Source organism: Leclercia sp. LSNIH8, from assembly GCF_002920195.1.
In the GTDB taxonomy this organism is placed as follows: Bacteria; Pseudomonadota; Gammaproteobacteria; order Enterobacterales; family Enterobacteriaceae; genus Enterobacter.
Map to the genome: position 1 here is coordinate 32,364 of NZ_PQJY01000008.1, position 11,639 is coordinate 44,002.

The following is an 11,639-nucleotide window of genomic DNA, read 5'->3' on the forward strand; positions in this document are numbered from 1 at the left end:
CTGATTCCTCAATCTTGTTACTGTCAGATCGTTCTCTGTAGCCGTTTTTGTTTAGAAATCATGCGTCACAGGTGGTTTTGCGATCGTTTTGTTTAATTTTACGACGAACGAACAAAATCTTTAGAAAATGCGTTGACTCATTTTCAACTCTCCCTATAATGCGACTCCACACAGCGGGGGTGATTAGCTCAGCTGGGAGAGCACCTCCCTTACAAGGAGGGGGTCGGCGGTTCGAACCCGTCATCACCCACCAACTACTTTATGTAGTCTCCGCCGTGTAGCAAGAAATTGAGAAGTGGGTGATTAGCTCAGCTGGGAGAGCACCTCCCTTACAAGGAGGGGGTCGGCGGTTCGATCCCGTCATCACCCACCACTTTCTCGCCAGCTGGATTTCTTGCAGTAGTAAATGAAGTACCGAAGTGGGTGATTAGCTCAGCTGGGAGAGCACCTCCCTTACAAGGAGGGGGTCGGCGGTTCGATCCCGTCATCACCCACCACTTCGGGTCGTTAGCTCAGTTGGTAGAGCAGTTGACTTTTAATCAATTGGTCGCAGGTTCGAATCCTGCACGACCCACCAATGTAAAAAGGCGCCCTAAAGGCGCCTTTTTGCTATCTGCGATATTAACGATTCGAACCTGCGCAGGTTCGGGACGAACGCAGTGAGTCAACGGAGCCGCCTGCGGCGACGGCCCGAAGGGCGAGCGAAGCGAGTCATCCTGCACGACCCACCAATGTAAAAAGGCGCCCTAAAGGCGCCTTTTTGCTATCTGCGATTCCTACTACTTCAGGTAGCGCTTCTCAAGCCCTTCAATTTTCTGCCGATATCTCTTTTTTAGGCAAGAGACTATCGTCATGACAACGATTCAAACATCCACCCCGTCTGTCCAGACTCAAAGCAGCGGCAGCAGCAGTGCCGGTGGCAGCGACATTGCGTCACAGATCAGCCGCCTGACCTCGCAAATCACCAAACTGACCAAACAGCTGAAAGATGTTGCCAACGGCAGTGGCTCGACGGAAGAGAAAAAAAAGCAGCAGGAGCTGCTGCAGAACCAAATCGAAATGTTGCAGGCCCAACTCCAACAGTTGCAGCGTCGCCAGGCGGAAGAAGCTCAGCAGAAGCAGGACAAACAGCAGGCTAAAGTGGAAGGCGTTAACTCCCCTTCCGCTGAACACCAGATTGATATCTACGTTTAACGGTTTTCTGGGCTAAAAAGCGGATCACGTATGCGGGCCTGCGTCAGCCGCTTCGCCTGCATGCGTACCACTTCCCACAGCGCCTGGGCAGCACCCGAAAGCGAGCGATTCTTTCGACGGACCAGCATCAGCTTTCGCTCGATGATTGGCGTGAAACGTTTTACCGTCAGCCGACTCCCCTGCGGCAACGGGAGCGCCAGCGCTGGCAGCACGCTAATCCCAATCCCGGCTTCGACCATTGGAAAGAGCGTGGCGGGATGACCAATCTCCTGCACAATCGTCGCCCTTACCTGCTGCTCTGTCAGAGCCGCATCAATCAGTGGCCGACTGCCAGAGGCGTAATCCTGTAACACCAGTTTGGCCCCCTGAAGCGACTGCCACGTCACCTCCTCCAGAGCAGCAAGGGGATCGTCGTCACGGCACAGCAATAAGAAAGGCTCAGAGAGCACCTCTTCACACTCCAGATCGCTAACCGGCCCCGGATCGATAACGATACCGAAATCGACTTCCCCCAGGCGGATGCTCTCCAGAACCCACTGCTGCGGCCGGTCATGGAGCACAAAATTGATATCCGGGTACTGATGATTACTTTGTGCGATACAGTGTGGAATCAAATGCGCCGAAATGGTCTGGCTGGCGGCGACCCTTACTGTTCCGGAGAGCTGTTGCCCTACTCTGCCTGCATCACGTAGCGTACTGGTAAGTTCATCCAGCAATCTTTCCAGACGCGCGGCCAGCTGTTGACCCGCCTCTGTCAACACCACCTCACGGGTGGTGCGGTCGATAAGCCGCACGCCGGTCTGTAACTCCAGCTCTTTCACGCTATGGCTCACCGCAGACTGGCTCAGGCCGATCATCGTTCCCGCGCGGCTGAAACTTTTCGCCTGCGCGACGGTGACAAATATGCGAAGTTGCCGCAGAGAGTAATTCATCTGTTTTACTCATAAATTGATGCAATAAATCAATTTTATTTCTCAAACGGAGTTAAGCACAATAGCGTTATCTGTTTTCAGGAGTGTTTATGAAACTTTTGCGCATTCTCGATCCGTTCACCCTTATTCTTATCGTCGTGGTTCTGCTCGCTTCCTTCTTCCCGGCTCGCGGCGGCTTTGTCCCCTTCTTTGAAGGTTTAACCACTGCCGCCATCGCGCTGCTGTTCTTTATGCATGGGGCAAAACTCTCCCGTGAGGCGATTATCGCCGGCGGCAGTCACTGGCGACTGCACCTGTGGGTAATGTGCAGCACCTTTGTCGTTTTCCCTGTGCTGGGCGTGCTGTTTGCCTGGTGGGCGCCAGTCGACGTCGACCCGGCGCTCTATACCGGTTTCCTCTATCTCTGCATTTTGCCAGCTACGGTACAGTCGGCCATCGCCTTTACCTCCATGGCGGGCGGTAACGTGGCGGCTGCGGTCTGTTCAGCCTCCGCCTCCAGCCTGTTGGGGATTTTCCTTTCGCCACTTCTGGTGGGGCTGGTGATGGACATGCACGGCGCAGAGGGCAGTCTGGAGCAGGTGGGCAAAATCATGCTGCAGCTACTGCTGCCGTTTGTGCTGGGGCATCTTTCCCGCCCGTGGACCGGGGCATTTGTGGCGAAACATAAGAAGTGGATCGCCAAAACCGATCAGTCATCGATTTTGCTGGTGGTCTACTCCGCGTTCAGCGAAGCCGTGGTGCATGGCATCTGGCATAAGGTTGGGGTCGGATCGCTGCTGTTTATCGTGGTGGTCAGCCTGGTGCTACTGGCGATTATCATTGCCATCAACGTCTTTGCCGCGCGCCGCTTCGGGTTTAACAAAGCTGACGAAATCACCATTGTCTTCTGTGGCTCGAAAAAGAGCCTGGCTAACGGCATCCCGATGGCCAACATTCTGTTTCCAGCCTCGGTGGTTGGGATAATGGTGCTGCCGCTGATGATCTTCCACCAGCTGCAGCTGATGATTTGCGCGGTGCTGGCGCGTCGCTACCGTCGCCAGACCGATGAGTTGCAGGCGCGGGAGCAGGCCCGCGCGGCAAAAGTTTAAGGACGTCTCAGGGGCTGAACCAGCTGGGTCAGCCCTTCGGTTTTAATCAGCAACGTTAAGGCCATCAGCTCACCCAGATGCCCGGCAGGAAATTCATCCTTACGGGCAAACCACAGCAAATACTCTTCCGGCAAGTCAATCAGCCGACGACCTTTGTACTTGCCGAACGGCATTTCGGTATTGGCAATCTCAATAAGCTGCGCTTTATCCACGTTACTCTCCCAACAGACGCAGCATTTCGTCTTCGTCGATAACCGTGATGCCCAGCTCCTGCGCTTTGGCAAGTTTAGAGCCCGCCGCTTCACCGGCAATCACCAGGTCGGTTTTCTTCGACACGCTGCCGGCCACTTTCGCCCCCAGCGCCGTCAGACGCGCTTTAGCATCATCGCGTGAAAGCTGGCTCAGGCTACCGGTCAGCACCACGGTTTTGCCGGCAAACGGGCTATCGATCTCGTCGGCGTTGATCGCCACCGGCGCAGGCCAGCGGATCCCTTCGTTAAGCAGCTGGCCGATAACGTCGCGGTTGCTCTCTTCCGAGAAGAAGTTAAAGACGTGGGTAGCGACGACGATGCCAACGTCCGGCACCTTTTGCAGCTCGTCAATCGTCGCTTTCTCAAGCGCCTCCAGCGTACCGAAATAGCCCGCCAGCCCTGCCGCCGTCGCCTCCCCTACTTCGCGGATACCCAGCGCGTAGAGGAAACGGGCAAAGGTGGTCTCTTTGGATTTTTCCAGCGCGTCGGCCACGTTCTGCGCGGATTTAGGCCCCATGCGATCCAGCCCGGTCAGCTTACCGGGCGTCAGGCGGAACAGATCGGCTGGCGTATGGACATACTCTTTCTCTACCAGCTGGTCGATGATTTTGTCGCCCATACCGTCAACGTCCATTGCCCGACGGGAGACGAAATGTTTCAGGGACTCTTTGCGCTGGGCGCCGCAGACCAAACCGCCGGTACAGCGGGCTACGGCCTCCCCTTCGACGCGCTCAACGTCGGACCCGCACACCGGACAGTGGATCGGGAACTCAACGGGGCGCGTATCGTCAGGACGCTCTGATTCCACCACATTCACCACCTGCGGGATCACGTCCCCGGCACGGCGGATCACCACCTTATCGCCAATACGCAGCCCAAGCCGATCGATCTCATCGGCGTTGTGCAGGGTTGCATTGCTGACCAGTACCCCGGCCACCTGAACCGGCTCCAGACGCGCGACAGGCGTTATCGCCCCGGTTCGCCCCACCTGGAACTCTACGTCACGCACAAAGGTCATCTGTTCCTGCGCCGGGAACTTAAAGGCTACCGCCCAGCGCGGCGCACGGGCGACAAAGCCAAGCTGCTCCTGCAGCGCGAGGGAATTGACTTTGATCACCACTCCGTCGATATCGAAGCCCAGCGTCGGACGATCGGCTTCAACCTGACGATAAAACGCCAGCACGGCCTCCGGCGAGTCGCACAGCTGCACCCGGTTACTGACCGGCAGCCCCCAGGCTTTAAACTGCAGCAAACGGCCCAGATGGGTATCAGGCAGCTCGCCCCCTTCCAGGATGCCGACGCCATAGCAGAAGAACGTTAGCGGGCGCTTCGCGGTAATACGCGGGTCAAGCTGGCGCAGCGATCCAGCGGCGGCATTGCGGGGGTTAGCGAAGATTTTGCCGCCGGTACGACGCGCCTCTTCGTTGATTTTTTCAAATCCCGCCTGCGGCAGGAAGACTTCGCCGCGCACTTCGAGACGTGCCGGAATGTTCTCGCCATGTAATTTGAGCGGAATGGCGCGGATGGTACGCACATTGGCGGTAATGTCCTCGCCAGTGGTGCCATCGCCGCGGGTGGCCGCGCGGATCATCACGCCATTTTCGTACAGAATGCTGACGGCCAGCCCATCCAGCTTCAGCTCGCAGCACCAGCTCAGGGCATCGGTATGCTTCAGGCGATCCTGGACGCGTTTGTTGAAGGCGAGGAAGCTCTCTTCATCAAAGACGTTATCCAGCGACAGCATCGGCACTTCATGACGGACCTGGCTGAAAAAGGCCAGCGGTGCCGCCCCGACGCGCTGGGTTGGCGAGTCCGGCGTGATTAACTCTGGGTGCTGCGCTTCAAGCTCGCGCAGCTCACGCATCAGACGGTCATACTCCGCGTCCGGCACTTCCGGCGCATCCATCACATGATAGAGATATTCATGGTGGCGAAGCGTGGTTCGCAGTTCGGTGAGTTGTTGTTCGATTGAGTCCATGTCGCACCATTAATGAGAAAAACCCCCGACAGGCGGGGGTTGAGGAGGTGTGAAACAAACGCGAAAGTTTACGCGTTAGCTTCTTTCACTTCGCGGATGCGGTCCTGATATTCGCGCAGTTTCTGCGGCGTCATCATTCGACGCTGATCGTCGAGCACCATACCGCCGACTTCATCGGCAATATGCTGAGCGGACTGCAGCATCAGCTTAAAGTTTTGCAGTTCATCGCCATACGAAGGCACCTGCATAAAGATCGTAATGCCCGGCGTCGTGAAATCACCGGTCATCTCCGGATCAAAGGTTCCCGGATTAACCATATTCGCCAGGCTGAACAGCGAAGGGCCGCTGCCGTCAGGGCTGAGGTGGCGATGGAAGATATTCATATCGCCAAATTTAAAGCCCGCCTGATGAATGCTGTTAAGCAGCACGTCGCCATTCAGGGTGGTGCCCTGATGAGCCGCAACGCTCATGACAATCACCGTCTCTTTACGCTGTGGTTTTGCAGCCACTGGCGCGGCCTCGACAACCGGCTCCGGCTCTGAAACCGGTGCTGGCGCAGGGGCGGGTTGCGGCGCTGGTGCAACAGGCTGTGGCGCCTGCTGTACGACAGGTTGTGGCTGCGGCTGTGGTTCAGGCTGAGCGGCATATTGCGGCTGCGGCACCGGCTGCTGACGCACAGGTTCATGCTGCTGCGGCACGGGCTGCTGTCGCACAGGTTCATGCTGCTGCGGCTGCGGCTGGCGTACCGGTTCGGCCACGGGCTGCGGCGCAGCGGGACGTGGCTGTGCAGAGGCGTAAGGCGGCTGGTACTGATGCTGCGGAGGCTGACGAGGCGCTTCATGCTCCCCATGGCCTGCGCCGGGCGCACTATTGGCCCGATGAACGCGTACTTCACCCACACCCTCATCTTCCATGTCGTCGATATCCTCATCGCTATCGTCGTCACGGGTAGACTTCATGCGCTTCAGTGGGCGATCGCGAAACATAGAAGAGCGCTCTTTACGGCTGGTCCAGAACCCATGGACCAGTAAAGCGATTATGGCGATCGCGCCAACAATGATTAATATCAGACGCAAATCCTGCATCATTATATTCTCTGTTGTTCTAACACCTTGCCACCACGGCAAACATTTACTCACTAAGAGTATTTGCCGATTACGTCAAGTGCAAGTGCGTGCAGAGCATTCGCAGCATAAAGATGAGTTAAATCGTGCTTTTTGCTGTTTTTTCGAACATTTCCGAACTGGTCAACGTGCCGCAACTGGCTAATATAGGCAGGCAGTTTCACTGGTTGTGATAAAAGGAGCTCAACCTGGTTATGGTTTCATCGACATCTTCCCCTTCACGCAGCGGCGTCTGGTACTTTTCGCAGGGCTGGAAACTGGTTTCCCTGCCCGGCATCAGACGCTTTGTGATCCTGCCTCTGCTGATCAACGTTCTGCTGATGGGGGGCGCCTTCTGGTGGCTGTTTACCCGTCTGGACACCTGGATCCCGGCGCTCATGAGCCATGTTCCCGACTGGCTGCAATGGCTGAGCTATCTGCTGTGGCCGATTGCGATCGTTTCGGTTCTGCTGGTGTTTGGCTACTTTTTCTCGACGCTCGCCAACTGGATCGCTGCCCCCTTTAACGGTCTGCTCGCCGAACAACTGGAAGCGCGGCTGACGGGCGCCACGCCGCCGGACACCGGCGTGCTGGGGATCATGAAAGATCTGCCGCGCATTATGAAACGCGAATGGCAAAAGCTAGCATGGTATCTGCCCCGCGCCATCGTGCTGCTACTCCTCTATTTTATTCCCGGCATCGGCCAGACCGTAGCGCCGGTGCTCTGGTTCCTGTTCAGCGCGTGGATGCTGGCCATCCAGTATTGCGACTATCCCTTTGATAACCATAAAGTGCCTTTCAAAGAGATGCGCACCGCTCTGCGCAGCCGCAAAGTTGCCAATATGCAGTTTGGTGCGCTGACCAGCCTGTTCACTATGATCCCGTTCCTTAACCTTTTCATCATGCCGGTGGCGGTGTGCGGGGCCACGGCGATGTGGGTGGATTGTTATCGCGACAAACACGCTTTGTGGAAATAAGTTAAAAAGAGGGGTGGCTTATGCCGCCCCTTATTCCATACTGATCCCCATTATTTCTATGCAGCATATAGATATGCGATTTCCTTACTTCCCCCTACCTATGCAACAGGTATGCTGGGACGGTATCCCAATTTCAAACAGTTAAGGACAGGCCATGAGTAAGATTTTTGAAGATAACTCGTTGACTATCGGTCACACGCCCCTGGTTCGACTGAACCGTATCGGTAATGGACGCATCCTGGCGAAGGTAGAATCTCGTAACCCAAGCTTCAGCGTAAAATGCCGTATCGGTGCCAACATGATTTGGGATGCGGAAAAGCGTGGCGTGCTGAAACCGGGCGTTGAGCTGGTTGAACCAACCAGCGGTAACACCGGTATCGCGCTGGCCTACGTTGCCGCCGCTCGCGGTTATAAGCTGACGCTGACCATGCCAGAAACCATGAGTATCGAACGTCGTAAACTGCTGAAGGCTCTGGGCGCAAATCTGGTCTTAACCGAAGGCGCAAAAGGCATGAAAGGCGCTATTCAGAAAGCAGAAGAAATTGTGGCCAGCGATCCGGCTAAATATCTGCTGCTGCAGCAGTTCAGCAACCCGGCTAACCCGGAAATCCACGAGAAGACCACCGGTCCGGAAATCTGGGAAGATACCGACGGTCAGGTTGATGTCTTTATCTCTGGTGTCGGTACCGGCGGTACGCTGACAGGCGTGAGCCGTTATATTAAAGGCACAAAAGGTAAAAAAGATCTTATTACCGTTGCCGTTGAGCCAACCGACTCTCCAGTCATTGCCCAGGCGCTGGCCGGAGAAGAGCTGAAGCCGGGCCCGCATAAAATTCAGGGTATCGGCGCGGGCTTTATTCCAGGCAACCTGGATCTGAAACTGATTGATAAAGTTGTGGCTATCACTAACGATGAAGCCATTTCTACCGCGCGCCGCCTGATGGAAGAAGAGGGTATTCTGGCGGGGATCTCCTCCGGTGCTGCTGTAGCCGCCGCGCTGAAATTACTTGAGGATGAAACCTTTACCAATAAGAATATCGTGGTTATTCTTCCATCGTCGGGTGAGCGTTATTTAAGTACTGCCCTGTTTGCCGATCTCTTCACCGAGAAAGAACTGCAACAGTAGTGCCAGAATGTAAATATCGCGTAAAAAAGCACCCATTCGGGTGCTTTTTTGTGGCCTGCTTCAAACTTTTATCTCTTCCGGCATTGCTCAACCCCGTTGGCTCTGGTATTTAAGCTGACAATTATTTTGAAGCACGAAATTAATCGATCCAGGAATTCGCGCTGCTGAATCGATTTTATGATTTGGTTCAAGTCTTGCTTTCGCGGCATAATGTTTAATGTCGAGCGAGACGTCAGCAGCCTGACATGCCAGTGCCGGAATACGTTTGACACATTTGTGCCTCGTGCCGTTAAGCCGGTGCTAACAATACAGGCTAAAGTCCTGCCGCCAGGCTAGACTTTAGTTCCACAACACTAAACCAATAAGTTGGGGAAATACAATGTTCCAGCAAGAAGTTACCATTACCGCTCCGAACGGTCTGCACACCCGCCCTGCTGCTCAGTTTGTTAAAGAAGCAAAAGGCTTCACTTCTGAGATCACTGTGACTTCCAACGGCAAAAGCGCAAGCGCAAAAAGCCTGTTCAAACTGCAGACTCTGGGTCTGACTCAGGGCACCGTTGTGACCATCTCCGCGGAAGGCGAAGACGAGCAGAAAGCAGTTGAGCATCTGGTAAAACTGATGGCTGAGCTCGAGTAAGTATCCGGGTTCTTTTAAATATCAGTCACAAGTAAGGTAGGGTTATGATTTCAGGCATTTTAGCATCCCCGGGTATCGCTTTCGGCAAAGCACTTCTGTTGAAAGAAGACGAGATCGTCATCGACCGGAAAAAAATTTCTGCTGATAAGGTAAATCAGGAAGTTGAACGTTTTCTGAGTGGCCGTGCAAAAGCATCTGCGCAACTGGAAGCGATCAAAACTAAAGCTGGCGAAACTTTCGGTGAAGAAAAAGAAGCCATCTTCGAAGGGCACATCATGTTGCTCGAAGATGAAGAGCTTGAGCAGGAAATCATAGCCCTGATTAAAGATAAAGGCATGACAGCGGATGCCGCTGCGCATGAAGTTATCGAAGGTCAGGCATCTGCCCTGGAAGAGCTGGATGATGAATATCTGAAAGAACGCGCGGCTGACGTGCGTGATATCGGTAAGCGCCTGCTGCGCAACATCCTTGGCCTTGCCATTATCGATCTGAGCGCGATTCAGGATGAAGTCATCCTGGTTGCTGCCGACCTGACCCCGTCAGAAACTGCACAGCTGAACCTGAACAAGGTGCTGGGTTTCATCACCGACGCGGGTGGCCGTACCTCCCACACCTCTATCATGGCGCGTTCTCTGGAGCTGCCAGCCATCGTGGGTACCGGTAGCGTGACCGCACAGGTGAAAAACGACGATTATCTGATTCTGGATGCCGTAAACAACGTGGTTTACGTCAACCCAACTAACGAAGAGATCGAAAAACTGCGTACCGTTCAGGAGCAGGTTGCGACTGAAAAAGCGGAACTCGCTAAGCTGAAAGATCTGCCTGCTATTACGCTGGATGGTCATCAGGTAGAAGTGTGCGCAAACATCGGTACCGTACGTGACGTCGATGGCGCTGAGCGCAACGGCGCGGAAGGTGTCGGTCTCTATCGTACTGAATTCCTGTTCATGGACCGTGACGCCCTGCCAACCGAAGAAGAGCAGTTTGCTGCCTATAAAGCGGTTGCAGAAGCCTGTGGCTCTCAGGCCGTTATCGTCCGTACCATGGACATCGGCGGCGACAAAGAGCTGCCGTACATGAACTTCCCGAAAGAAGAGAACCCATTCCTGGGCTGGCGTGCCGTGCGTATCGCCATGGATCGCAAAGAGATCCTGCGCGACCAGGTCCGCGCTATCCTGCGCGCCTCCGCTTTCGGTAAACTGCGCATCATGTTCCCGATGATCATCTCTGTTGAAGAGGTGCGTTCACTGAAGAAAGAGATCGAAATCTTCAAACAGGAACTGCGCGACGAAGGTAAAGCATTCGACGAAGCTATCGAAGTTGGCGTGATGGTAGAAACCCCAGCTGCCGCGACGATTGCCCGTCATTTAGCCAAAGAAGTGGACTTCTTTAGTATTGGTACCAACGATTTAACCCAGTACACCCTGGCAGTTGACCGTGGTAATGATATGATTTCACATCTTTACCAACCAATGTCACCGTCCGTACTGAACTTGATCAAGCAAGTTATTGATGCTTCTCATGCAGAAGGTAAGTGGACAGGCATGTGTGGTGAGCTTGCAGGCGATGAACGTGCTACACTTCTGTTGCTGGGTATGGGTCTGGACGAATTCTCTATGAGCGCCATTTCCATCCCGCGCATCAAGAAGATTATCCGTAACACGAACTTCGAAGATGCGAAGGTGTTAGCAGAGCAGGCTCTTGCTCAACCGACAACGGACGAGTTAATGACGCTGGTTAACAAGTTCATTGAAGAAAAAACAATCTGCTAATCCACGAGATGCGGCCCAAATTACTGCTTAGGAGAGAAGTCTAATGGGTTTATTTAGTAAACTATTCGGTGACAAAGGCAATAACGACACCGGAACTATTGAGATTGTTGCTCCGCTGTCTGGTGAGATCGTCAACATCGAAGACGTGCCAGATGTCGTATTTGCTGAGAAAATCGTTGGTGATGGCATTGCTATCAAACCAACCGGTAACAAAATGGTTGCACCGGTTGACGGCACGATTGGTAAGATTTTTGAAACCAACCATGCATTCTCTATCGAATCCGATAGCGGTATTGAGCTGTTCGTTCACTTCGGTATCGACACTGTTGAACTGAAAGGCGAAGGCTTCAAGCGTATCGCTGAAGAAGGCCAGCGCGTTAAAGTTGGCGATCCGGTGATTGAATTCGATCTGCCACTGCTGGAAGAGAAAGCCAAGTCTACCCTGACGCCGGTTGTTATCTCCAACATGGACGAAATCAAAGAGCTGATTAAACTGTCCGGCAGCGTCACCGTGGGTGAAACCCCGGTTATCCGCATCAAAAAGTAATTTTTGACCGCACAGAAAAATGGCGCCTTCGGGC

11 protein-coding genes, 4 tRNA genes and 1 other RNA gene are annotated in these 11,639 nt (G+C 54.3%); 12 read left to right on the forward strand and 4 right to left on the reverse strand.

What is annotated here, in order from left to right:
* Nucleotides 1-177 precede the first annotated feature (177 nt).
* The 6 genes from C3406_RS19685 to C3406_RS19710 all read left to right on the forward strand — a co-directional run bounded on the left by C3406_RS19685 (nt 178) and on the right by C3406_RS19710 (nt 1,194).
* Nucleotides 178-253: transfer RNA gene (locus C3406_RS19685), tRNA-Val, on the forward strand.
* Nucleotides 254-297: 44 nt separating this feature from the next.
* Nucleotides 298-373, forward strand: a tRNA-Val gene (locus tag C3406_RS19690).
* Between the two features lie 48 nt (nt 374-421).
* Nucleotides 422-497, forward strand: a tRNA-Val gene (locus C3406_RS19695).
* A 4-nt stretch (nt 498-501) separates the two neighbouring features.
* Nucleotides 502-577 (forward strand) — tRNA-Lys (locus C3406_RS19700).
* A gap of 29 nt (nt 578-606) precedes the next feature.
* A non-coding RNA gene (locus C3406_RS19705) (RtT sRNA) lies at nt 607-731 on the forward strand.
* A gap of 121 nt (nt 732-852) precedes the next feature.
* Nucleotides 853-1,194: a FlxA-like family protein gene (locus C3406_RS19710; RefSeq protein WP_103824684.1), complete on the forward strand. Its 342-nt coding sequence runs from the start codon at nt 853-855 to the stop codon at nt 1,192-1,194.
* On the opposite strand, the gene C3406_RS19715 is transcribed toward C3406_RS19710, so the two are convergent.
* The gene (locus tag C3406_RS19715) at nt 1,191-2,126 is read right to left on the reverse strand and encodes a LysR family transcriptional regulator (protein ID WP_103824683.1); all 936 of its coding nucleotides are present in this window, start codon (nt 2,124-2,126) and stop codon (nt 1,191-1,193) included. The genes C3406_RS19710 and C3406_RS19715 overlap by 4 nt on opposite strands.
* Nucleotides 2,127-2,215: 89 nt before the next feature.
* On the opposite strand from C3406_RS19715, the gene C3406_RS19720 reads away from it, so the two are divergent.
* The gene (locus tag C3406_RS19720; protein WP_103826490.1) at nt 2,216-3,214 is read left to right on the forward strand and encodes a bile acid:sodium symporter family protein; all 999 of its coding nucleotides are present in this window, start codon (nt 2,216-2,218) and stop codon (nt 3,212-3,214) included.
* Here the strand turns inward: C3406_RS19720 and C3406_RS19725 are convergent.
* The 3 genes from C3406_RS19725 to zipA all read right to left on the reverse strand — a co-directional run bounded on the left by C3406_RS19725 (nt 3,211) and on the right by zipA (nt 6,531).
* Nucleotides 3,211-3,426 (reverse strand): DUF3820 family protein, encoded by a 216-nt coding sequence (locus tag C3406_RS19725; protein WP_103180635.1) that lies wholly within the window; start codon nt 3,424-3,426, stop codon nt 3,211-3,213. The genes C3406_RS19720 and C3406_RS19725 overlap by 4 nt on opposite strands.
* A 1-nt stretch (nt 3,427) precedes the next feature.
* Nucleotides 3,428-5,443 (reverse strand): NAD-dependent DNA ligase LigA, encoded by a 2,016-nt coding sequence (gene ligA / locus C3406_RS19730; protein ID WP_103824681.1) that lies wholly within the window; start codon nt 5,441-5,443, stop codon nt 3,428-3,430.
* A 68-nt stretch (nt 5,444-5,511) separates the two neighbouring features.
* On the reverse strand, nt 5,512-6,531 hold the full coding sequence (gene zipA, locus C3406_RS19735; protein WP_103824680.1) for a cell division protein ZipA: 1,020 nt from the start codon (nt 6,529-6,531) through the stop codon (nt 5,512-5,514).
* Between the two features lie 230 nt (nt 6,532-6,761).
* On the opposite strand from zipA, the gene cysZ reads away from it, so the two are divergent.
* The 5 genes from cysZ to crr all read left to right on the forward strand — a co-directional run bounded on the left by cysZ (nt 6,762) and on the right by crr (nt 11,605).
* The gene (gene cysZ, locus C3406_RS19740; RefSeq protein ID WP_103824679.1) at nt 6,762-7,523 is read left to right on the forward strand and encodes a sulfate transporter CysZ; all 762 of its coding nucleotides are present in this window, start codon (nt 6,762-6,764) and stop codon (nt 7,521-7,523) included.
* Between the two features lie 154 nt (nt 7,524-7,677).
* Complete coding sequence (gene cysK / locus C3406_RS19745; RefSeq protein ID WP_039029656.1) at nt 7,678-8,649, forward strand: cysteine synthase A; 972 nt, start codon at nt 7,678-7,680, stop codon at nt 8,647-8,649.
* A 379-nt stretch (nt 8,650-9,028) separates the two neighbouring features.
* The gene (gene ptsH, locus C3406_RS19755) at nt 9,029-9,286 is read left to right on the forward strand and encodes a phosphocarrier protein Hpr (RefSeq protein ID WP_000487600.1); all 258 of its coding nucleotides are present in this window, start codon (nt 9,029-9,031) and stop codon (nt 9,284-9,286) included.
* A gap of 44 nt (nt 9,287-9,330) precedes the next feature.
* Nucleotides 9,331-11,058: a phosphoenolpyruvate-protein phosphotransferase PtsI gene (gene ptsI, locus C3406_RS19760; protein ID WP_103824678.1), complete on the forward strand. Its 1,728-nt coding sequence runs from the start codon at nt 9,331-9,333 to the stop codon at nt 11,056-11,058.
* 43 nt (nt 11,059-11,101) lie between these two features.
* Nucleotides 11,102-11,605 (forward strand): PTS glucose transporter subunit IIA, encoded by a 504-nt coding sequence (gene crr, locus C3406_RS19765; protein ID WP_039029658.1) that lies wholly within the window; start codon nt 11,102-11,104, stop codon nt 11,603-11,605.
* The last annotated feature ends 34 nt before the right edge of the window (nt 11,606-11,639 follow it).

Bases quoted from the DNA above. Each gene is read 5' to 3' on its own strand.
- C3406_RS19710 (WP_103824684.1), top strand. From the start codon at position 853: ATGACAACGATTCAAACATCCACCCCGTCTGTCCAGACTCAAAGCAGC.
- C3406_RS19715 (WP_103824683.1), bottom strand. From the start codon at position 2,126: ATGAATTACTCTCTGCGGCAACTTCGCATATTTGTCACCGTCGCGCAG.
- C3406_RS19720 (WP_103826490.1), top strand. From the start codon at position 2,216: ATGAAACTTTTGCGCATTCTCGATCCGTTCACCCTTATTCTTATCGTC.
- ligA (WP_103824681.1), bottom strand. From the start codon at position 5,443: ATGGACTCAATCGAACAACAACTCACCGAACTGCGAACCACGCTTCGC.
- zipA (WP_103824680.1), bottom strand. From the start codon at position 6,531: ATGATGCAGGATTTGCGTCTGATATTAATCATTGTTGGCGCGATCGCC.
- cysZ (WP_103824679.1), top strand. From the start codon at position 6,762: ATGGTTTCATCGACATCTTCCCCTTCACGCAGCGGCGTCTGGTACTTT.
- cysK (WP_039029656.1), top strand. From the start codon at position 7,678: ATGAGTAAGATTTTTGAAGATAACTCGTTGACTATCGGTCACACGCCC.
- ptsH (WP_000487600.1), top strand. From the start codon at position 9,029: ATGTTCCAGCAAGAAGTTACCATTACCGCTCCGAACGGTCTGCACACC.
- ptsI (WP_103824678.1), top strand. From the start codon at position 9,331: ATGATTTCAGGCATTTTAGCATCCCCGGGTATCGCTTTCGGCAAAGCA.
- crr (WP_039029658.1), top strand. From the start codon at position 11,102: ATGGGTTTATTTAGTAAACTATTCGGTGACAAAGGCAATAACGACACC.